Below are 22,571 nucleotides of genomic sequence, written 5' to 3' on the forward strand. Positions count from 1 at the left end.
ATTAAACACTTAAAATTACGCCATTTTCTTTCAGTTTTTGCATAGGTTTTGAAAACCAGAATAATTCAAAATCTTCAAAATTTTCTTCAAAGTTATTTTTGAGTTGTTGAAGTGTTATTTTTTTCGGATTTTCTAAAGGATTTTCAGAAATAATTTTTTGAAACCAATCTGATTTTTCCTTTTGCAATTCTATCTTTAAAATATTGGTTTTTAAATGAAAAGTAAGTTGCGAGAATTCGAAAGAATTTCCTTTTTTGGTTTTTGTATAATTTTCGATTTGTGGATTTTTAGCCAAAAATAATAACTTAGTATTTCCTTTAAATTCAAAATTGTCAACTTCCAAAAGACAATCGTGGATGTAATTTGAATCGATCGACGTTTTTGGAATTCTAAAATCAAACCAATCTTTTAGCGGCAATTCGAAATTGATTCCGTGCATATAATTAAATAAAGATTTTTTTAAACCAAAACTAAATTGGTTATGATCAATTCCGGTTTCGTCCGTAAAATCAATATCATTGTGTGCGAAATTGATTTCTTTCAAAATTGGCGTCACACCAAATTCCTCAGGATTTTTACCAATCGGTGAATGCGCTGTCATTGCAAACTGATGCCAAAAACCACTTTGCAAAATTCCCATTTCAAAAAGTTGACGCACCATTTCTAAAGAATCTACCGTTTCCTGAATCGTTTGTGTCGGATAACCGTACATTAAATAGGCGTGAACCATCACGCCGGCTTCAGTGAAATTTCTTGTGACTTGCGCCACCTGTTCGACAGAAACACCTTTATCAATTAGTTTTAAAAGTCGGTCACTTGCCACTTCCAAACCACCGGAAACGGCGATGCACCCAGAAATTTTTAATAGAAAACAAAGATCTCTGGTAAAACTTTTTTCAAATCTAATATTTGCCCACCAGGTTACGACCAAATTTCTGCGTAAAATTTCTAAGGCAACTTCACGCATTAATGCTGGAGGCGCGGCTTCATCTACAAAATGAAAACCGGATTCTCCAGTTTGTGAAATTAATTCTTCCATTCTATCTACTAAAATTTTAGCAGAAATTGGTTCGTAGATTTTTATGTAGTCTAAAGAAATATCGCAGAAAGTACATTTTCCCCAATAGCAACCGTGCGCCATTGTGAGTTTATTCCAGCGTCCGTCACTCCAAAGACTGTGCATGGGGTTTGCGATTTCTATCACCGAAATATAACTATCCAGTTTTAAATCTGAATAATCTGGCGTTCCGACAAAAGCCTGTTTATAATCTGAACGTGTAGAATTATTTTTATAAACAACTTCACCATTTTGAAGTAAAAAAGTTCTTTTAAATTGCGATTCTTTAATTTGTTCAGAATGAAAAACATTTTCGAAAAGCAGTTCTAAAGGTAATTCTCCATCATCTAAAGTAATAAAATCAAAAAACTCAAAAACGCGTTTGTCTTTTAATTCGCGCAATTCTGTGTTTGGAAAACCGCCACCCATTGCGACTTTTATGTTTGGAAAATTTAATTTAATGAACTGCGCGCATTTGAAAGCCGAATATAAATTTCCTGGAAATGGAACAGAAAAACAAACCAGTTTTGGCTGAATTTGATCTAGTTTTTTTTCTAATATTTTTAAGGTAAAATCATCAATGAAAGACTTTTCACCAATTAATTTTAAATACAATTCATCAAAAGAATTGGCGCTTTGTCCGATTCTTTCTGCATATCGACTAAAGCCAAAATCAGCGTCAATATTTTCAACAATGTAATCTGAAATATCCTCTAAATAAAGTGTAGCAAGATGTTTCGCCTTATCTTGCAAACCCATATTTCCGAAGGAATATTCAAGATCGTCAAGTTGGTTAAAACGCGAGGCTTCCGGCAAAAAATTCATGCTGCAAATCTGTCGTGCTAAAGTTGAATTTTTATTTTGAAGAAATAAAATGACTTGCCCAATTGTTGAAATATAATCTTCTTTTAAAGCAAAAATACGTTGAGAATTTTCTGAAACTGTTTTAAGATCAATTATTTTTAAAAATATTTTTTGTAAACCTTCTTTCGAAAATAACTGTAAAATAACCTCAATTCCCAGGTCCATTTGATAACTCGAAATACCTTTTGTATTCAGAAATCCTTTGATATAGGCACTTGCAGGATACGGCGTATTGAGTTGCGTAAAAGGTGGTGTGATTATTAAAAGATCTTTCAAGAGAAATTTTTTTACAAATTTATTTTAAAATTTTTAAGTAAATAAAAAACCGCTTGAAAATATTCAAACGGTTTATGTTTTATTATCTTACAATTTATTTAGACTCCTTAAAAGCCAAATTGTTTTCCGTTAAAAACGCTTCTGCCTGTGCTTTATATTGACCTGAAACCAATTTTTCATGGATCGCATCAAATGCATCCAACGTTTCATTAATTTCGGCATCAGTATGAGAAGCGGTTGGAATTAATCTAAGCAAAATCATGCCTTTTGGAATTACCGGATAAATCACCACAGAGGTAAAAATACCATAATTTTCACGTAGATCGCGCACTAGAATAGTAGCTTCGATCGTTTCACCTTTCATCATTACAGGCGTTACGCAAGTATTTGTATTGCCAATATCAAAACCTCTTTCTCTTAAACCGTTTTGAAGTTTGTTAACGTTGTCCCACAATTTTTGTTTCAATTCCGGATTAGAACGTAAAAGATCTAATCTTTTTAAACCACCAATTACCATAGGCATTGTTAAAGATTTAGCAAAAATCTGAGAACGCATGTTGTATTTTAAAAAACGAATAATTTCTTTATCACCTGCGATAAATGCACCGAATCCAGCCATTGATTTGGCAAAAGTCGAGAAGTAGATATCAATTTGATCCTGACAATTTTGCTCTTCGCCAACACCTGCTCCAGTTGCTCCTAAAGTTCCGAAACCATGTGCGTCATCAACAAAAAGTCTGAAACTGTATTTAGATTTTAAATCTGTGATTTCTTTTACTTTTCCCTGCATACCGCGCATTCCGAATACACCTTCGGTGATTACTAGAATTCCGCCACCTGTTTCTGCAACAACTTTTTCCGCACGTTGAAGATTTTTTTCTAAGCTTTCAAGGTCATTGTGTTTAAAAGTAAAACTTTTCCCCATGTGTAAACGGATACCATCTACGATACAAGCGTGCGAGTCAGAATCATAAACCACAACATCATGTCTTGTAAGAAGGGAATCAATAGTAGAAACCATTCCCTGATAGCCGAAATTTAATAAATAAGCTGCTTCTTCTTTAACGAATGAGGCTAATTCTCTTTCTAATTGTTGGTGTTGATCTGTTTCTCCGGACATCGCTCTTGCGCCCATTGGATAAAATAAACCATATTTTGCTGCAGCTTTTGCATCAGCTTCTAATACCTCAGGATGATTGCAAAGTCCTAAATAATCATTAGCACTCCAATAAATAACTTCTCTTCCCTGAAATATCATTCTTGGACCGATCGGACCTTCAAGTTTTGGGAACACAAAATAACCTTCTGCATAATCTGCGAACTGACCTAAAGGGCCTGGATTTTGTCTAATACGTTCAAATATATCCATTTAATTTTTTTCTATATAAATTTGCAATTGCAAAGTTAATGAAATATACGATAAATAAAAAGCCTTAAGTTTTCACAAAAGGCTGATTTATCTTATATAAATATGTTTTATTTTTCCATTTCGGTTTTTAAAACAGCATCATAACTGCTAAATCCATTTTTTGAGAAGCCTTGTTCAGCCATCCAATCATCGCTATAGACTTTAGAAATATATCTGGAACCGTGATCTGGAAAGATCAAAACAATAATATCTTTTTCTGTTAAAGTATTATTTTGTGCATACTGAATTAAAGCCTGAACAACTGCACCTGTCGTATAACCACCCATAATTGCTTCTCTTAATGCAATTTCTCTTGTTCTGTAAGCGCTGTCTTCATCATTCACACGAACAAACTCATCGATTTTGTCAAATAATAGGGCGCCAGGAATTAAATTTTTACCTAAACCTTCGATTTGATAGGAATGGATTTCAGATTCGTCAACTTTTCCGGTTTCGTGGTATGTTTTTAAAATAGATCCATCTGCATCAACGCCAATAACTTTAATATCCGGATTTTTTTCCTTTAAAAATTTTGCAGAACCTGAAAGTGTACCGCCAGTTCCTGTACAACCAAAAATATGGGTAATTTTTCCGTCTGTTTGTTCCCAGATTTCCGGACCCGTACTTTGGTAGTGTGCATCAATATTCAGTTCATTAAAATATTGATTGATGTAAATTGAATTTGGAGTTTCTTTGGCAATTCTTTTTGCCACTTCGTAATATGATCTTGGATCATCAGCTGGAACTGAAGCCGGACAAATATAAACTTTTGCGCCAAGTGCTTTTAAATAAGCTATTTTCTCCGGTTTTGTTTTATCGCTAACAGATAAGATGCATTTATAACCTTTTATAATGCTTACCATCGCGATAGAAAATCCTGTGTTGCCCGAAGTGGTTTCTATGATAGTGGAACCTGGTGTCAAAAGTCCTCTTTTTTCAGCGGCTTCTATGATATGAAGAGCAATTCTGTCTTTAGTTGAGTGTCCAGGGTTAGAAGATTCCAGTTTTGCATAAACTTTCGCCGGGATATGTTTCGTAACCTGGTTGAGCCTAACCATTGGTGTATTACCAATTAATCCCAGAATATTATCGTGTACATTAGTCATTTTTATTCATTTTGTCTCTAAAAAACTGAATGCAAAAATAACAAAAAAAATTCAACCAAAAAAAAATCGACTTCTAAATCTGAAATGTGGTTTTAAAGCAAAGAGAAAGAATGTTTAGCAAAAGAATTTTTTTAAAGGAAGTCTTTCTAAAGATATTTTTTTTACTTAAATCTTTAAAATTTGTTAAATAATACAATCTGTAAGTTAAAATCATTAATTTCGCTGCATTATAAAAAAACAGAAGCTTTCCTGTATAAAACGCGAATTATTTTGCAAAAATTGGGAGTTCGAATCTGTTTTAATTTAAATAAATAAATCATTTGTATGAAAAACTGGTCTTTTAGAAAATGGAACAACATTTTAGGATGGTCTGTATTTGTTATTTCATTTTTCACTTACCTTTCTACCATAGAACCCAATTTTAGTTTTTGGGATTGCGGTGAATATATATCTTCTGCCGTAAAATTGCAGGTGACGCATGCTCCGGGTGCGGCATTATTTCAATTAGTTGGTGCAGTTTTCGCGATGTTTGCCTTGGGAAATCCTGACCATTATTCTATAGTGATCAATGCTATGTCTGCGTTATTTAGTGCTTTTACGATATTATTTTTATTTTGGACAGTTACGCATTTGATTAGAAGAATGTTTCATAAAGAATTCGCTGAAGTGACAAGAAGTGAAGAAATCACTATTTTGTTTTCCGGTTTGGTAGGCGCTTTGTGTTTTGCTTTTTCTGATAGTTTTTGGTTTTCTGCAGTTGAAGGTGAAGTATATTCGATGGCTTCTCTTTTTATTGCTTTAATTTTATGGTTGATCACAAAATGGGAAAATGAATTTCACGATGATGATAATGAACGTTGGATCATTCTTATATTTTTTATCGTTGGTCTTTCAGTAGGTGTTCACATGATGTGTATGTTGGTAATTCCTGCGGTTTGTTTAATTTATTATGCGAGAAATTATACCTTCAGTTGGAAAAGTTTTCTGATTGCAAATTTTGTTACACTAATTATCTTAGCGCTTGTTTTTAAAGGTGTTTTTCCTTTCGTAATGGCAATGTTCGGCAAACTTGAGATATTCTTCGTCAATGGATTAGGTTTACCTTTCCACTCCGGGACAATATTAGGATTTCTTATTTTAATAGGATTGTCTTATTTAATTATTAGAATATCACGAAAATCTTCTAAAAGAATTTATCAAACTATTTCCCTATCGCTGGTTTATATGATCATTGGTTTTTCTTGCTGGATGGTAATTCCTATCCGCGCCAATGCAAATCCGCCAATGAATTTAAATAATCCCGACAATGCAATTGGTATGCTAGATTATTATAATCGTGCTCAATATGGTGACTGGCCGACGTCTTACGGTCAAAACTACACCGCTTATCTTGATCCAAACGGTATTCAAAAAAACGAAGACGGTAGTTTTAAAACCAAGAAAACTGATGACGTTTACGAAAAAGATGAATCAACCGGAACTTACAGAAAAACAGGTGAGAGATTTGATTATATTTTCTCCAAGGAACAGGTCAGTTTTATGCCAAGAATGTTTTCTGAAGATAAAGATGTGATGTCTAACTATATTTCTATGTATGGAGCGCCAGATTTCAGCTTCAATTATGATAATCCTGATATTGCAGATAATCCACAGGCAAAACAGGCTTTTGATGAAATGCGTAAAAAATACGAGGACGGTTCAATAAAAGTTTCTGATTATATGCAGGCAAAATCGTATGATCTTGTCAATGTTCAGCGACCGTCATTAGGTCAAAATCTTAATTATTTTTTCACTTTTCAGAATGGATATTATTTCGCGAGATATTTAATGTGGAATTTCGTCGGCCGACAAAATGACCTTCAGGGACAAATGGAAAATACCAATGGAAACTGGATTTCCGGTATACCATTCATTGACAATTATTTTTGGGGAAATCAACAAAATATGCCTGCGAAATTTAAAAATGAAAGTACTGTTGCCTTTTTCTTTTTACCTTTTTTATTGGGTTTAATTGGTTTTTTCTTTCAGTTAAATAAAGATTTTGGTCGTTTTTATGCCATTCTTGCATTGTTTGTGCTTACGAGTGTCGGAATAATTTTTTATACCGGAATGAAACCTTTCGAGCCTCGTGAAAGAGATTATGCTTTGGTCGGATCGTTTTACGCCTTTGCAATCTGGATCGGATTAGGTGCCGCAGCGGTTATCTGGTTTTTAAATAAAAAAGTTAAAAATAATACCGCAAACATAGTTGCAGGAGTTGTGCTTTTAGGAGTTCCTTTTATGATGGGTTACCAGAATTATAATGTACATGACAGAAGCAACCGCTACACGGCATATGACTATTCTTACTCAAGTTTAAAATCTCTCCCAAAAGATGACATTTTGTTTGTTTATGGGGATAATGATACTTATCCCGTTTGGGCTTTACAGGAAACCTCAGAATTCCGTCCTGATGTAAAAGTCGTAAATTTTACACTTCTTTCAACACCCTGGAATATTGATCAGGTTAAAAGACGAACGTACAATTCTATGCCCGTTCCTTCCCAGTTAAATCATCTTGATTACCGGGACGGTACGAATGACCAGATTTATTTAATGACGAAAAAAGACTGGCAAACTATTTTTTCTAATTTAAAAGAATCCGGCGCCCCTGATACTGCGATGTCAGAATACAGAAAATATTTAACTCAGGATTCCATGACTTTTAAAGATGCTATGAATTTCATTAAAAGTAAATCTGAAGATAAAAATGATATTTTAAAAATGGTCTTTGGCGACGAAAAATATGATAAATATAATTTCATTCCTTGTAGTAAATTTATTTTGCCTGTCAATAAAGCAAATGCTGTAAAATCCGGCATTTTAAAACCACACGATGCCGCAAAAGCAGTTGACCAAATTATGATCACTTATAAAAGCAACAGTATGTTTAAAAATAATCTGTTGATGATGGATATTTTGGCAAACTTTGACTGGAACCGACCAATTAATTTCTCTTCTGGTGGAATCTATGATGATGAAAATATTTTCTATATGCAGGATTTCCTTCAGTTTGACGGGTTTAGTTATCGCCTCACACCTTTAGAAACCAAACAGACAGAGTCTGGCGATATGGGAAGAGTAGATGCTGATAATCTTTATAAAATCGTAAAAAATTACCGTTGGGGTAATTTTAAAGATTTAAATGCTCACTTTGACGAAACCTGTACACAAAATATAATCAGTTATAGAAATTCCGCAAGTCGTGCTGCTGAAGCATTAGCGCTGAATGGCGAAAAAAATAAAGCGATTGAAATTTTAGATCTTGCAGCCAAAGAAATTCCGGTGAAGAAATATAACGATCCAAGATCATTAAGTTCAATGGTTTACGGGTATATAGTTTCGGGACAGGAGCAAAAAGGTTTAAAATTAGCCGAAGAATTGAAAAAAGGAATTTTCACTGAATATGATTATTACGCCTCATTAACTCCGCAGGATCAGAAATATTTAGGTCGACAAATGCGCACAAAACCAATGGAATATTCAATTGTAGTCGGCGCTGTTGCTGATGCTTACAAGAAAATAGGCAATGAAACTAAAGCTTACGATTATTTGGTGAAGTCGATTATTCCGATCGATAAAAGATTTAGTACTTTTATTAAAGATCTAAAAGAAATGGGTAAAGTAAAAGCCATGGATAAATCTGAAGATGTGCAAAAAATAACGCCATTTTACCAATATTTATTTGAGGTAATGAAACCTTACGATTCCACTTACACCAATGAAAAACTGGACCAGATCAGTAACGATTTAATAAAAGCAACGCAATAATTTATTTAAATTATATTTAAAATCAAACCGGTTCAATATTTTTGAGTCGGTTTTTTTTTGGAGCATGAAGTTATTGATTTTGCGCGAAAACCCTTCCTGCTCTTCGTTTCTACCACTTACTTCTTTTCAGACGTAAGCGGTATCCACTGCGATCAGGGCTAGAAGTAGAGGCATTTCTTCTTTCATATTTTTTTATTTTTGGCTAAATTTTATATCAAATTTCAAAATCCATTTTTTATTCCTCACTAATTTCCCTATTTTTGAACAATGGAAAATTTCGTGGTTTCTGCAAGAAAATACCGTCCGCAAGAGTTTGATACTGTTGTCGGACAATCCCACATTACAGACACTCTCGACCACGCCATTGAAAATAATCAACTGGCACAAGCTCTACTTTTTTGTGGACCGCGAGGCGTTGGTAAAACCACTTGCGCAAGGATTTTAGCAAGAAAAATCAACGAAAAAGACGGTTCAACTTCTGAAGATAATTTCGCTTATAATATTTTTGAACTCGATGCCGCTTCTAATAATTCCGTTGATGATATTCGAAATTTAACGGATCAGGTTCGTTTTGCGCCGCAAGTAGGGAAGTATAAAATTTATATCATTGATGAGGTTCACATGTTGTCTTCAGCGGCTTTTAATGCCTTTTTGAAGACTTTGGAAGAACCGCCGGAACATGCCATATTTATTTTAGCAACAACGGAAAAGCACAAAATTATTCCAACAATTTTGTCGCGTTGCCAGATTTATGATTTTAAAAGAATTCAAATTGAAGATATTCAAAGTCATTTAAAAGGAATTGCCGAAAAAGAGAAAGTAAATTATGAAGAAGACGCTTTATTTTTAATTGCCCAAAAAGCCGATGGCGCTTTACGTGACGCACTTTCTATTTTTGATAGAATGGTGACTTTTTCTCAAAACAACATTACTTTAGAAAAAACTGCGGAAGTTTTAAATATTTTAGATTACGACCAGTATTTAAACATTGCAGATCTGGCAAAGGAAAATAAAATTCCGGAAGTACTTTCTGCTTTCAATGAAATTGTCAAAAAAGGTTTTGATCCGCATATTTTTATCGCCGGTTTGGGAAGTCATTTCAGAGATTTAATGATGGCAAAAAATCCCATGACTTTAGCGTTGATCGAAGTTGGCGAGAAAAGTAAACAAAAATACAGCGAACAAAGTAAAAACTGGTCCGCGCAGGATGTAATTGATGCAGTTGAAATTTGCAATCACGCAGATATCAATTATAAAAATTCTAAAAATCCCCGTTTGACTGTCGAAATTGCTTTAATGCAATTATCAAGTTTAAATCAAAATTCTTTAGATTCTAAAAAAAAAAATTCTTAATTCTAGCGCCGTTTCTTAGTGAAAAGTTAGATTTAAAAGTAGTTTCAGAGGTTTCAGGTAAAGTTTTGGAGAAAGAAATTTCACCAATTTTAATTGTAAAAGAATCAGAAGCTGAATTAGAATTACCGGAAAAAAATTTAATTCAAACTGCAGAAAAACCTTTAATCCAAAAAAAGGAAAAATCGAAATTCAGCATTTCGGATGCATTAAAGGTTGAAGAAAAAAAGGAAGTAATTACCGAAGTTTTATCAACAAAAGATTTACCGCAAAATCACTTTTCAGAAACTGATCTACAAAAAGAATGGCATTTATTTTTAGATGAAATGAAAGCCAGTAATACAATGGTTTTCAACGCCATAAATGGTTTTAAACTAACCAAAATTAACGAACATGATATTGAAATTTGCTGTCCTTCAGATTCCGCAAAAGCTGAATTTAATAATGTGAGTGGAAAATTTTTAAACCATTTTAAACATCAGGTGAATAATTACCATATCAACTTAAATTTTAAAATTGATATTAAGCTAAAAAAAGAAATACTCACAAAACGCAAAATTTTTGATAAATTTGCCGAGATAAATCCAGTTTTAAATGATCTTAATGATCTTATGAAATTTGATTTTTCTTAATTAATGATAAAAAAATTGGCAAAGCCAAAACTTAGATGGAATTAAAAGAACTGAAAAATGAATGGGTAAATGAATTCCCAACACCGCTAATTATTGCCGGACCTTGTAGTGCAGAAAGTGAATCTCAAATGCTTCAAACGGCGAAAGAAATCAAAGAATCAAATGCAGATATTCCAATTTTCCGTGCAGGAATCTGGAAACCTCGTACAAAACCAAACGGTTTTGAAGGCGTTGGTGTAATTGGTTTAAACTGGCTAAAAAAAGTAAAAGAAGAATACGGTTTTAAAACTGCGACTGAAGTTGCGAACGCAAATCACGTTTTTGCCGCTTTAGAAGCAGATGTTGATGTTTTGTGGATCGGTGCACGTTCAACAGTGAATCCATTTACAGTTCAGGAAATCGCAGTTGCTTTAAGAGGAACTAAAAAACCAGTTTTTGTTAAAAATCCGGTAAATCCAGATTTGGCTTTATGGATCGGCGCCATGGAGAGACTTTTAGGTCAAGGTGTGGAAAATTTAGGCGCTATTCACCGTGGTTTTTCAACTTATCAGAAAACAAAATATAGAAATATTCCAAACTGGCAAATCGCTCTAGATTTCCGTCATCAGTTTCCAAATATCCCGATGATTGTTGATCCGTCTCATATTTGCGGAAATAGAACTGGTTTAGCGGCGATTACACAAGAAGCGTTAAACGTCGGTTATACAGGTGCGATGATTGAATCTCATTTTTCACCGAATGATGCCTGGAGCGATGCTTCACAGCAAATTACGCCTGCTGTTTTAGCGGATTTAATTTCAAATCTAAAAATTAGAAATTCTGATATTTCTAAAATGGATGATGAAATGACGCGTCACAGAACTTTGATCAGTGATATTGATTTTCAGTTAATTGATATTTTAAACCAAAGAATGAAAGTTTCTGAGAAGATCGGGACTTTAAAAAAGGAAAATAATATAGCAATTTTTCAACCGGACAGATGGAAAATTATTACCGAATATGCTTCTCAAAAAGCGGAAGAAACTGGTATGAGCAGTGAATTTATCGAGAAAGTTTTTAAAGCAATTCACGAAGAATCTATCGAAGTTCAGAATAGCATTATGATTAATAAATAAATTAATGAAGTTCAAAATTCTCAATTCTGCAAATTTAGAAGAATTCAAAAATTCTGTAAATTTTGACTTAATGGAAAGAATTGAGAAGTTTGAGCAAAGAGAAATTTCTTTTGATTATTTTAAAACAAATCACGCCATTTCATCCGTGTTTTCGTCAAAAATCGAAGGTGAAGAAATAGAGTTGGACAGTTTTTTTAAGCATAAATTTCTCAACATTGATTTTCTTCCAGATTATACAAAACGTGCAGATGATTTATTTGATGCTTATGAATGGATGCAAAATAACGTCTTGAATTATAAAAATTTCCTAAAAAGCCATAAAATTTTAAGCAAAAACCTATTGCCAATTTCACAGCAGGGAAAAATTCGGCAAAACCAGATGTTCATTATAAATAATAATGGACAAATAGAATATGTTGCGACAGATAAATCATTGGTGCAAAGCGAAATAGAAAAGTTTTTTGATGATGTTAAAATTCTATTGTCGCAAGCTTTAGATATCAAAGAAATTTTTTATTTTTCTTCTCAAATTCATTTGATTTTTGTCAAAATTCATCCTTTTAATGATGGAAATGGAAGAAGTGGAAGACTGCTAGAAAAATGGTTTTTAAAAGAATTTTTAGGTAGAAAAGCCTTTTCAATTGCATTAGAAAGAAATTATTATCAAAATTTGGATCCTTATTATTTTAATTTAAAAAAAATCGGTTTAGAATATACCGAACTTGATTATTCCAAATCTTTGGATTTTTTATTAATGACCGTAAATAGTTTACAAAATGACTAAAAAAGGTCTTATCATTAAATCTACCGGAAGTTGGTATCAGGTAAAAGAAGAAAATACTGAAAATATTTTTGAAGCCAGAATTCGTGGGAAGTTTAAACTAATAAAAACCCGCTTAACGAATCCTTTGGCAGTCGGTGATAATGTAGAATTTCAACTTGAAATTGATGATGTCGCGTGGATCACAAAAATTGAATCTCGCAGAAATTATTTAATTAGAAAAGCCGTAAATCTTTCCAGAGAATCTCATATTATTGCGTCAAATGTTGATGTCGCCTGTTTTATTTTTACTTTAAAACAACCTGAAACTTCTTTTGGATTTCTCGATCGATTTTTGGCTTGTTGTGAAGCTTACAATATTTTACCTTTAATTTTATTTAGTAAAGTTGACCTTTTATCGGAACCGGAAATTGATTTTGTCGAACAGATAAAAACGATGTATCAAAAAATTGGGTACGAAGGTTTGTTGATTTCTTCAGTTTCAGAGTTAAATTTAGAACAATTAAAAGAAAAAATTAAAGATAGAGTTTCTGTTTTTTTCGGTCATTCCGGAAGTGGGAAGTCAACTTTAGTTAATGCTTTACAACCAGGATTAGATCTAAGAACTGGATTAATTTCTGAAATTCATCAAAAAGGAAAACACACCACAACATTTGCCCAAATGCATTTCTGGAAATTTGGCGGAAGTGTTATTGACACGCCCGGCGTTCGCGAGTTTGCAATGATTGACGTTGAAAAAGAAGATATTCAACATTTTTTTCCCGAGATTTTTAAACTTGGAAGATCTTGCAAATACCACAATTGTATGCATATTAATGAACCTAAATGTGCCGTTTTAGAAGGTTTAGAAAATGATATGATTCAGCATTCTCGCTACATGAATTATTTAAAATTAATGGAAGAGGCGGAAGAATTGCAAAAAAATTAAGTGTATATAAAATAAAACCCCAACCGAAGCTGGGGTAAAAACTAATAACCATGAAAACTCAATTAAACATGAGAATCGAGGTGAATGTTTCAAATGTTGTGCCAAGTTTTACTTTTAAACAAAGGTTTTTAATCTAACTTAAATTCATTACTTTTGCGCCAAATTAAAACAGATATAATGTCAGGAAAAATCACATTCACTATGATCAAGCCAGATGCAGTTGCAGACGGCCACATTGGTGCAATTTTAGGGAAAATAGCGGAAGCTGGTTTCAAAATCAAAGCTTTAAAATTAACTCAACTTACAGTTGCAGATGCTCAAAAATTTTATGAAGTTCATGCCGAAAGACCTTTCTACGGAGAATTAGTAGATTTTATGTCTTCCGGACCAATCGTTGCGGCGGTTTTAGAAGGAGAAAATGCAGTTGAAAGTTTTAGAACTTTAATTGGAGCAACAAATCCTGCAGATGCAGCAGAAGGAACTATCAGAAAAATGTTTGCAAGATCTATTGGTGAAAATGCAGTTCATGGTTCAGATTCTGATGAGAATGCTCAAATTGAAGCGGAATTTCATTTCGCTGGAAAAGAAATCTTTTAGATAAAGAATCTAAAATCAAGAACAATGTTTTTGATTATTAAAGTAAAATTAAACCGCGAATTTTCGTGGTTTTTTTTATTTTTAAATTTGACTTTTCATGAATGAAATGTTTTTAGTAAAATTTCCTACTTCTTATTTAAATATCGTAATTTCATAGTCTAAATCTTATTTCAAAAATTATGCTGAGTACAATTACTGAAAATCACTTGTTTGAAATTTTTTCATCTGTAAATTCTAAAGAAATTCCACAAATTAATCAGGAAGAATATCTTGTCGATGGGAAATTTAAACATTGGAATGGCCCTTTTAAAGAAGTAAATGCAGCAATCTGCAAACCAACAACTGATGTAAAATTAGAGCGAATTTCTATTGGTAAGATCCCAAAGACGGGTTTGCCAGAAGCATTGGAATGTTTAGAAAGTTCCGAAAACGCTTATGATAATGGTTTTGGCGAATGGCCAATGTTTTCCGTGGAGCAAAGAATTTTTCATGTCGAAAAATTTGTTGGCGAAATGATCAATTTACGATCCGAAGTGGTGAATTTATTGATGTGGGAAATCGGGAAATCTGAAAAAGATTCTGAAAAAGAATTCGACAGAACCATCAAATACATTTATGACACCATTGAATCTTTAAAAAAATTAGAAAGAAAATCTGCTTCTTTTACTATCGAAGAAGGCGTAATTGGACAAGTTCGACGTTCGCCTTTGGGCGTTACTTTGTGCATTGGTCCGTATAATTATCCATTAAATGAAACTTATACTTTGCTGATTCCGGCGTTGATAATGGGAAATGTGATTTTATTTAAACCGCCAAAACATGGTTGTTTATTGCATTTCTCACTTTCAAAAGCCATTCAAAAAAGTTTTCCGAAAGGTGTCATCAATTATTTATATGGAAAAGGAAATGAGATCATTGAACCTTTAATGAATACGGGGAAAATTAATGTTTTGACTTTAATTGGTTCCAGTAAAGTAGCGTCAGATATTAAAAAAGCACATCCAAAAGTGAATCGTTTGCGTGCAATTTTAGGTTTAGATGCTAAAAATCCGGCGATTGTTTTAGAAAATGCCAATCTTGAAAACGCTGTTGAAGAATGTATTTTAGGAAGTTTATCTTTTAATGGTCAACGTTGCACAGCATTGAAAATTTTGTTTGTTCATGAAAATATTAAAGATGAATTTTTAAAGAAATTTTGTGAAAAAGTAGATGCGCTAAAATTTGGAATGCCGTGGGATGAAAAAGTGCAAATTACGCCATTGCCAGAAGAAGATAAATTTAAATATTTGAATGATTGTATTTCTGATGCAGAAGCAAAAGGTGGCAAAATTATGAATGAAAATGGCGCAATCCAAAATGGAAGTTTGTTTTTTCCAGCCGTAGTTTATCCGGTAAAAGATGGAATGAAATTATACCGCGAAGAGCAATTTGGTCCGATAGTTCCGATCGTTTCATTTACAGATATGCAGGAACCGATTGATTATATGATTTCTTCAAATTATGGACAACAGGTGAGTATTTTTGGAACGGACACCAAACAAATCTCGCATTTACTTGATGGTTTGGTGAACCAAGTTTCCCGCGTAAATATCAATGTTCAATGCCAAAGAGGTCCCGACACTTTTCCGTTTACGGGTAGAAAAGATTCTGCTGAGGGAACACTGTCAGTTTATGATGCACTTCGCTCTTTTTCCATCAGAACGGTGGTTGCAACCAAAGAAACCATGGAAAATAAAGCAATTATCAATAAAATTGTAAGCGAAGACGAATCAAGTTTTCTTTCGACTAAATTTATTTTTTAATTTTTTTTAAACCACAAAAGGAACAAAAGTTTTAAGCCTTGTTTTAATTCTCAGTAAAGATAAAATTAGTCTTATCAACTTATTTTATCTTTTTAAGATTAATTTTTATTTTGTCTTTTGTTCCTTTTGTGGTTTATATTTTCAAAAGTTCGATCATTTTTGCTGGATCTTCTGCAGAAAAAACCGCATTTCCAGCAACTAAAACATCTGCGCCGGCTTCGAAAAGTTTTGAAGCATTTTCAAGATTTACGCCGCCGTCAATTTCTATCAGGGCTCTGGAATTATTACTTAAAATCAGATCTTTGGTTTCTGCAATTTTTTTATAAGTGTTTTTAAGGAATTTTTGTCCACCAAAACCTGGATTTACGCTCATTAATAAAACCAGATCAACGTCTTCAATAATATCTTCCAACATTAAAACTGGGGTCGATGGATTTAAAACAACACCTGCTTTTGCGCCCAAACTTTGAATTAAATTAATGGTTCTGTTTAAATGAACGCAGGCTTCATAATGCACAGAAACTAGATCTGCACCAAGATTTATAAATTCTTCCACGTATTTTTCTGGTTCGAGAATCATTAAATGAACATCAACAAATTTAGTAGAATGTTGCTGTACGGTTTTCATCACAGGAAAGCCGAAAGAAATATTTGGGACAAATCTGCCGTCCATCACATCGACGTGAAGCCAGTCTGCCTGGGAATCATTGAGCATATTGATGTCGCGTTCCAGATTACCAAAATCTGCGGAAAGTAGGGATGGTGAGATTAGTTTTGTTTTCATAAGTTTAAAATTTATCCAATTGAGAAACTGTTGTTGTGTGTAAAATAATAATAGATTAAAAACCCTATTATTAGTATTGCTTCTATAATCGACAACCTTTTCGTACTAAAATTTATAAGTGCTTTTCGGTCAAGATATATAATTGCCGATATAATTAAAAAAAATATTATTTCAATCATTAAACCTAAACTCGCAGCGCCGCCTAAATCTGTAAATAATATTTGGTAACACATTACAATTAAACTTAGCAAAAATAAAATGCTTCCAACAATTGAAACAAAAGTTGGTCTTTTATATAAATCTTTTATTGTTTCTTGAAAACTCATTTCTTTCAATATTCACTTTTTTGATTATCAAAATCTGCGGAAAGTAGGGAAGGTGAGATTAGTTTTGTTTTCATAAAATTAAAAACTTAAGAAATAATATATTGATGATTTTAAAATATTTAATCGACTTCTACAAATTTGAGTACCCAGAATTTTTGATAATTTTATATTCATCAAATTTTCCATCCCAATTTTCGCCGTAAGTTATAAATTCAATATATAAAATTTTTCCATCAGTAACATCAATAACGTAGCCGATTCCGTGTTTTAATTTTTGAATTTCAATATTTTCCTCGTTACTAAATAAAACATTAATATCTTCAAAATCTATTTTTGGATTTACATACTCAAAATTTACATATAAACCTACGCCAGTAATTTTTCTTTCTGAGACTTTCAGGAAATCTAAATGAAATTTTAGTTTCGGATATTTCTTAATTAAACCATCAAGAAGTTTTAATTCAAGAGCATTCAATTCATTCATAATTTCAAATTTTTTATCTAAGTCTTTCTAAAATTTTATTTTAAACTAAGAGTTTTTTTTACCAAATAATTAAGCAGCCCGACTTGAGTGGAAATCCTTTTTTTTGCATTTGAAAAAAAAGATTGATTCAATTTATTATTTATTTTTATTTGAATCATCGAAACTCGTTCCTCGTTTTGGGAACGGAAGGCGGAAATTGCTGCCCAAATAATTAAAATATAACAGTCTATTATCTTTAATCTTTCCGTCTTTTATCTCGTATTAATGGTATTTCAAATTCATTTCTGGTGTTATTTTTAGCAAAGTTTCATAAATCAATTTTATCACATTTGCGACATCTTCTTTTGAAACCATTTCTACCGTGGTGTGCATGTAACGCAAAGGCAAAGAAATTAATGCGCTCGGAACGCCGCCGTTTGAATGTGCAAAGGCATCGGTATCAGTTCCCGTAACGCGGCTTGACGCTGCTCTTTGAAAAGGAATTTTTTTAGTTTTTGCAGTTTCCACAATAAGTTCACGGATTTTGTGATGAACAGTTGGCGCGAAAAATACAACCGGCCCGTCGCCACATTTTTGGTCGCCTTCTTTCTTCTTTTCAATCATCGGCGTCGTAGTGTCATGCGTAACGTCCGTAATAATCGCTATGTTTGGTTTGATAGAATCTGCGATCATATCTGCACCGTAAAGACCAACTTCTTCCTGCACCGAATTCACGATGTATAAACCAAAAGGCAAGATTTTTTCATTTTCTTTTAAAAGTCGGGCAACTTCTGCAATCATAAAACCACCAATTCTGTTGTCTAAAGCGCGACAAACGAAATAACGGTCATTTAATTCAAAAAAAGTGTCTGGATAAGTGATCATGGAACCGACAAAAATTCCTAAATCTTCAACTTCCTGTTTTGTTGTTGCGCCACAATCGATGAATATATTTTCAATTTTTGGTGTGACTTCTTTTTCCGCGCCCATTCTGGTGTGGATTGCAGGCCAACCGAAAACGCCTTTTACAATGCCTTTTTCGCCGTGGATATTTACGATTTTTGATGGCGCAATCAATTGATCGGAACCGCCATTTCTTATAACGTAAATTAAACCATCATCTGTAATATAATTGACATACCAGGAAATCTCATCGGCGTGCGCTTCTATCACGACTTTAAACTCGGCTTCTGGATTGATAACGCCGTAAGTTGTTCCATAATGGTCAACTTCTACAGTGTCTACATAATTTTTAATGTAATTTTTCCAGATTTTTTGGCCTTCGTGTTCGTAACCTGTTGGTGAAGAAATATTTAAATAACTTTCTAAAAAGTGTAATGATTCTTTGTTAAACTTCATTTTGAGGAATGATTTTTGATGATTCGCTTTGTTTTAATAATGGTAAAAGTAATGAAATTATATAGAATTTTTTTGGTAATTTTCTTTTTTAGTTGTCTAAATAAGATTGCTGCACAAGATAGTTTGGTGACAAAATCTCTTGATCAATATCCTCCGGAAATGATCAAAATTGATGAATTTGGAGATAAATACGTTTATGATGAGGCTCAGAAAGCAAAAATTTATTCGATAAACGGAGAAACGGTTGTCGTAATGGATGAATTAATTTTAGCCGGAAAGCCACATTTCAATAATCAACTTGATCAGAATTATTATTTCTTTTTAAATAAAAAACTCAATAGGGTTTATCCGCTGTTTGTTGAAGCTTTAGAAGAATATCAGGATATTCAGCAGGAAGTAAAATCCATTGATGCAGATAAAAGGAAAGAATATATTAAAGATCGTCAAAATATTTTGGCGGACAGTTATGAGGCCAGATTAAAAGATCTTACGACTTCTGAAGGTCAAATCTTTGCTAAATTGATGTACCGTGCAACCGATAAAACTGTTTTTGATATTATTAAAGAATTACGCGGTGGATGGAGTTCGTTTTGGTGGAATGTTAAAGGAAATATTGCCGATATTGACATCAAAGAACCTTATGATCCGCATGCGAACAGAGTCGATGAATTTACGGAAAGTCTCTTGCAATCCAACTGGAATGCCGGACTTTTACTTCCCTATCCCGGTGCTCAAAATTACAGGGTTAAAAAGTAATTCAAAAAAGTCCGATTCTATTTTTAAATCAATAAATTTGACGCTTTAAAAAAAAATAATTTTACAAATGAAAAATTTGAAACTTGCTCTTATTTTTACTTTCCTTCTGGTTTATAATTTTGGTTATTCTTGGGGAACAACCGGGCACAGAGTTGTGGCAGAAATTGCACAGCATCACTTGTCTAATAAGGCAAAGCGAAACATCAAGAAAATCTTTGGTGATGAACCAATGGCATATTGGGCAAATTGGCCGGATTTTGTAAAATCTGATACTACAGGCGTTTGGAAAGCATCTTCCGCGTGGCATTATATCAATATTGATAAACAAGATAATGAAAAAGATTTTGATATGGCCATAAAAGGTCAGCCAGCGCCGAATTTATATACACAGATTCAGATATTATCTGCTCAACTTAAAGACGACAAAACTTCGGTAAAAGATAAGCAGATCGCACTCGTTTTCCTGATACATTTAGTTGGTGATCTTTCTCAACCAATGCATACAGGACGATTCGGAGATTTAGGTGGTAATAAGATCAAACTGAAATTTTTTGGTCAGGACACCAATTTACATTCTTTGTGGGATTCCAAATTGATAGATTTTACGCAGTACAGTTATACAGAATTTGCAAATGTTTTGGATGTTAAAACTCCCGAAGAAGTAAAACAGATACAATCTGGAACACTAGAGGACTGGTTGTATGACAGTCATCAAAAAGCAACTTATATTTACGCGAATACTGTTCCGGATAAAAGCTACAGCTACGATTACAACTACAAATTTGAAGATCTTTTAGAACGCCAACTTCTTTACGGCGGTTTAAGATTAGCGAAAGTTTTAAACGATATTTTCTAAAAATTTCTCTCTCAGTTTTTTAAAAACTATTCTATCAACAGGTAATTTTAATGGCTCTCCTTCAGTTTGAAGTGGGAGCCATTCTATTTTTTCGATGCAGGGGTCCATGATCAACAATTCATTTTCATCTATGATCTCAGCGGAATAGTACAATGTTAAAAGTTGCTCGTTAGGCCTGAATCTGGAAACTATAAAATCTTCCTGCGTGTAGAAATGTGAAATATTTTTTATTTTTACATTTAATTCTTCCAGGAATTCACGATGCAAACATTCAATCACACTTTCGCCATATTCTAATCCACCGCCAGGAAATTTGACCAAAAAATCGCCGGCATATTCTTCGTGTAATATCAAAACTTTTTCTTCTTTTACGACGCAAGCGTAAACGCGGATATTAAAATTGTCAATCATGTTTTTTTGTTATGATATAAAATTAAGAAAAATCTCCCATTCCTAATACAGCATTGATCATTTCGCGTTTTCCCGGCGGACCTTTAAGTTTTTCAACTTTAAAATTTAATTCCTGTAAAGCCCTTCTAAAACTGCCTTTCGAAGAATAAGTCGTCAAAAGTCCGCCATCTGCCATCTTATTTTTTATTTTTTTTAAAAGTTCAATTTCCCAAAGGTCCGGCTGAACGCGAGCGCCGAAACAGTCAAAATAAACAAGATTTATAGGAGGAAGTTCCATTTGATCTAAATAATGGAAATCGTCTTTTATTTTTTTAAAAAAGAAATTTGGAACAAGTTCAATTTTTACATTCCATTCAGAATTATGGATTTTTTTAAATATTTCTTCAATTTTTTTTTCATTAAAAAGTTTAAAATAAGCAAGTTCTGCGATTTCCGTGCTTGAAATTGGATATTTCTCAATCGTATAATATTTTACAATATGATTTTTGTCAGTTTTCAAAAATTCATCAATCGTTGCCAAAAGGTTCAGACCTGTACCAAAACCGAGTTCTAAAATATTAATATCGCAATAATATACCTTTTTTAGGCCATTTTCTATAAAGACGTGTTTTGCCTCTTGAAGTGCGCCGTGAGTGGAGTGGTAGGTTTCATTTAAATCTTTGATATATAGCGTTTTAGTGCCATCATTAGTTTCAATAATATCTCTTTCCATATTGATTTTTTTCAAATTTAAAGTTAAATTTTGATATAAAAAAAATTATATTATATTTGTAAGACAACGAAATAATAATTAAAATGATAATTCAAAAATCTACTTCCCCAAGAATATCTTCATTTGATCCGGAAAATTTTTCTTTCGGAGACACTTTTATAGATCACATGTTTATCTGTGAATATGATAATGAGAAATGGGGCGAGCCAAGAATAGTTCCTTACGGACCAATAGGATTTTCCCCTGCAATGATGGGTGTTAATTATGGACAGGCATGTTTTGAAGGAATGAAAGCTTATAAGGATGAAAATGATGATGTATTTTTATTCCGTCCGGAAAAAAATGCAAAAAGAATAAATAAATCGGCGAGCAGACTTGCAATGCCGGAAGTTCCGGAAGAAATTTTTATGAAAGGTTTACAGACTTTGATAGATCTTGACAGAGACTGGATTCCAAAAGGTGAAGGAATGTCATTATACATCAGACCAGTTATTTTTGCTACTGAAGAAGTTTTAAAAGCAAGAATTTCCAATAAATATATGTTTGCAATTGTGGCAACACCTGCGAAAAGTTATTATTCTGCGCCGGTTTCAGTTAAAATTTCTGATCATTATTCCAGAGCAGCAAACGGTGGAGTTGGTTCAGCTAAAGCGGCAGGAAATTATGCAGCTTCGTTTTATCCGACAAAATTAGCAAATGACGAAGGTTTTGATCAGGTGATCTGGACGGATGATACCGCGCATGAATATTTTGAAGAAAGCGGCACAATGAATGTTTTTGTTAGAATAAATGATACTATTTACACGCCAAAAACTTCTGAAAAAATTCTTGACGGCGTTACCCGTGATAGTTTCTTAAAATTGGCTGACAAAAAAGGCATTAAAGTAATCGTCGGTGATGTTAAAGTGAAAGATGTTGTTGAGGCATTTGATAACGGAACTTTAAAAGAAGTTTGGGGCGTAGGAACGGCGGTTGTAACTTCTGTTTTCAAAGCTTTGGGTTATCAGGACAGACTTTTAAATCTTCCAATATTATCTGAAACTGAAAGTTTTGCTTTAAGTTTGAAAAAAGATCTTACTGATATTCAAACAAATAAAGCGGAAGATACTTTTGGCTGGAGAATGAAAGTTGAGAAAAACATTCTTGAAGAAGCTTAAAATTTAGCTGTAAAAATCTAT

General features: G+C 33.1%; 20 protein-coding genes. 11 read left to right on the forward strand and 9 right to left on the reverse strand.

Going from position 1 to position 22,571, the window contains the following annotated elements; all coding sequences use genetic code 11:
- Position 1 precedes the first annotated feature (1 nt).
- The 3 genes from BM238_RS01695 to BM238_RS01705 all read right to left on the reverse strand — a co-directional run bounded on the left by BM238_RS01695 (position 2) and on the right by BM238_RS01705 (position 4,711).
- The gene (locus BM238_RS01695; protein ID WP_090078453.1) at positions 2-2,197 is read right to left on the reverse strand and encodes a B12-binding domain-containing radical SAM protein; all 2,196 of its coding nucleotides are present in this window, start codon (positions 2,195-2,197) and stop codon (positions 2-4) included.
- A 94-nt stretch (positions 2,198-2,291) separates the two neighbouring features.
- The gene (locus BM238_RS01700; RefSeq protein ID WP_090078454.1) at positions 2,292-3,566 is read right to left on the reverse strand and encodes an aminotransferase class I/II-fold pyridoxal phosphate-dependent enzyme; all 1,275 of its coding nucleotides are present in this window, start codon (positions 3,564-3,566) and stop codon (positions 2,292-2,294) included.
- Between the two features lie 107 nt (positions 3,567-3,673).
- Positions 3,674-4,711 (reverse strand): PLP-dependent cysteine synthase family protein, encoded by a 1,038-nt coding sequence (locus BM238_RS01705; RefSeq protein WP_090078455.1) that lies wholly within the window; start codon positions 4,709-4,711, stop codon positions 3,674-3,676.
- Positions 4,712-5,035: 324 nt separating this feature from the next.
- Here BM238_RS01705 and BM238_RS01710 point away from each other — a divergent pair, with 324 nt between their 5' ends.
- From BM238_RS01710 to BM238_RS01745, 8 genes are all read left to right on the forward strand, one after another.
- Complete coding sequence (locus BM238_RS01710) at positions 5,036-8,521, forward strand: glycosyltransferase family 117 protein (protein WP_090078456.1); 3,486 nt, start codon at positions 5,036-5,038, stop codon at positions 8,519-8,521.
- Positions 8,522-8,788: 267 nt separating this feature from the next.
- The gene (gene dnaX / locus BM238_RS01715; protein WP_090078457.1) at positions 8,789-9,874 is read left to right on the forward strand and encodes a DNA polymerase III subunit gamma/tau; all 1,086 of its coding nucleotides are present in this window, start codon (positions 8,789-8,791) and stop codon (positions 9,872-9,874) included.
- Between the two features lie 65 nt (positions 9,875-9,939).
- On the forward strand, positions 9,940-10,503 hold the full coding sequence (locus tag BM238_RS14485) for a hypothetical protein (protein WP_233741891.1): 564 nt from the start codon (positions 9,940-9,942) through the stop codon (positions 10,501-10,503).
- A gap of 35 nt (positions 10,504-10,538) precedes the next feature.
- On the forward strand, positions 10,539-11,618 hold the full coding sequence (locus tag BM238_RS01725; RefSeq protein ID WP_090078458.1) for a chorismate mutase: 1,080 nt from the start codon (positions 10,539-10,541) through the stop codon (positions 11,616-11,618).
- Positions 11,619-11,622: 4 nt separating this feature from the next.
- On the forward strand, positions 11,623-12,402 hold the full coding sequence (locus tag BM238_RS01730) for a Fic family protein (RefSeq protein WP_090078459.1): 780 nt from the start codon (positions 11,623-11,625) through the stop codon (positions 12,400-12,402).
- Entirely contained in the window at positions 12,395-13,327 is a 933-nt protein-coding gene (rsgA, locus tag BM238_RS01735; RefSeq protein ID WP_090078460.1) for a ribosome small subunit-dependent GTPase A, read from the forward strand. The genes BM238_RS01730 and rsgA overlap by 8 nt, the downstream gene beginning before the upstream one ends.
- Before the next feature lie 177 nt (positions 13,328-13,504).
- A complete protein-coding gene (locus tag BM238_RS01740; RefSeq protein ID WP_090078461.1) occupies positions 13,505-13,924 on the forward strand; it encodes a nucleoside-diphosphate kinase in 420 nt (139 codons plus the stop codon).
- Positions 13,925-14,103: 179 nt separating this feature from the next.
- On the forward strand, positions 14,104-15,726 hold the full coding sequence (locus BM238_RS01745) for an NADP-dependent glyceraldehyde-3-phosphate dehydrogenase (protein ID WP_090078462.1): 1,623 nt from the start codon (positions 14,104-14,106) through the stop codon (positions 15,724-15,726).
- A 133-nt stretch (positions 15,727-15,859) separates the two neighbouring features.
- Here the strand turns inward: BM238_RS01745 and rpe are convergent, their stop codons facing one another.
- The 4 genes from rpe to BM238_RS01765 all read right to left on the reverse strand — a co-directional run bounded on the left by rpe (position 15,860) and on the right by BM238_RS01765 (position 18,658).
- Entirely contained in the window at positions 15,860-16,510 is a 651-nt protein-coding gene (gene rpe, locus BM238_RS01750) for a ribulose-phosphate 3-epimerase (protein WP_090078463.1), read from the reverse strand.
- An 11-nt stretch (positions 16,511-16,521) separates the two neighbouring features.
- Positions 16,522-16,836 (reverse strand): hypothetical protein, encoded by a 315-nt coding sequence (locus BM238_RS01755; protein ID WP_090078464.1) that lies wholly within the window; start codon positions 16,834-16,836, stop codon positions 16,522-16,524.
- 130 nt (positions 16,837-16,966) lie between these two features.
- Positions 16,967-17,320, reverse strand: coding sequence for a hypothetical protein (locus BM238_RS01760; RefSeq protein WP_090078465.1), 354 nt, complete (start codon positions 17,318-17,320; stop codon positions 16,967-16,969).
- Between the two features lie 261 nt (positions 17,321-17,581).
- Entirely contained in the window at positions 17,582-18,658 is a 1,077-nt protein-coding gene (locus BM238_RS01765; protein WP_090078466.1) for a M42 family metallopeptidase, read from the reverse strand.
- Between the two features lie 51 nt (positions 18,659-18,709).
- On the opposite strand from BM238_RS01765, the gene BM238_RS01770 reads away from it, so the two are divergent.
- Positions 18,710-19,414 (forward strand): DUF4294 domain-containing protein, encoded by a 705-nt coding sequence (locus BM238_RS01770; RefSeq protein WP_090079083.1) that lies wholly within the window; start codon positions 18,710-18,712, stop codon positions 19,412-19,414.
- A 67-nt stretch (positions 19,415-19,481) separates the two neighbouring features.
- Complete coding sequence (locus tag BM238_RS01775; protein ID WP_090078467.1) at positions 19,482-20,270, forward strand: S1/P1 nuclease; 789 nt, start codon at positions 19,482-19,484, stop codon at positions 20,268-20,270.
- On the opposite strand, the gene BM238_RS01780 is transcribed toward BM238_RS01775, so the two are convergent.
- Complete coding sequence (locus tag BM238_RS01780) at positions 20,253-20,681, reverse strand: NUDIX domain-containing protein (RefSeq protein WP_090078468.1); 429 nt, start codon at positions 20,679-20,681, stop codon at positions 20,253-20,255. The genes BM238_RS01775 and BM238_RS01780 overlap by 18 nt on opposite strands.
- Before the next feature lie 22 nt (positions 20,682-20,703).
- Entirely contained in the window at positions 20,704-21,393 is a 690-nt protein-coding gene (mnmD, locus tag BM238_RS01785; protein WP_090078469.1) for a tRNA (5-methylaminomethyl-2-thiouridine)(34)-methyltransferase MnmC2, read from the reverse strand.
- An 83-nt stretch (positions 21,394-21,476) separates the two neighbouring features.
- On the opposite strand from mnmD, the gene BM238_RS01790 reads away from it, so the two are divergent.
- Positions 21,477-22,550: a branched-chain amino acid aminotransferase gene (locus BM238_RS01790; RefSeq protein ID WP_090078470.1), complete on the forward strand. Its 1,074-nt coding sequence runs from the start codon at positions 21,477-21,479 to the stop codon at positions 22,548-22,550.
- Positions 22,551-22,571: the final 21 nt, after the last annotated feature.

The organism is Halpernia frigidisoli (assembly GCF_900113805.1).
Classification (GTDB): Bacteria; Bacteroidota; Bacteroidia; order Flavobacteriales; family Weeksellaceae; genus Halpernia; species Halpernia frigidisoli.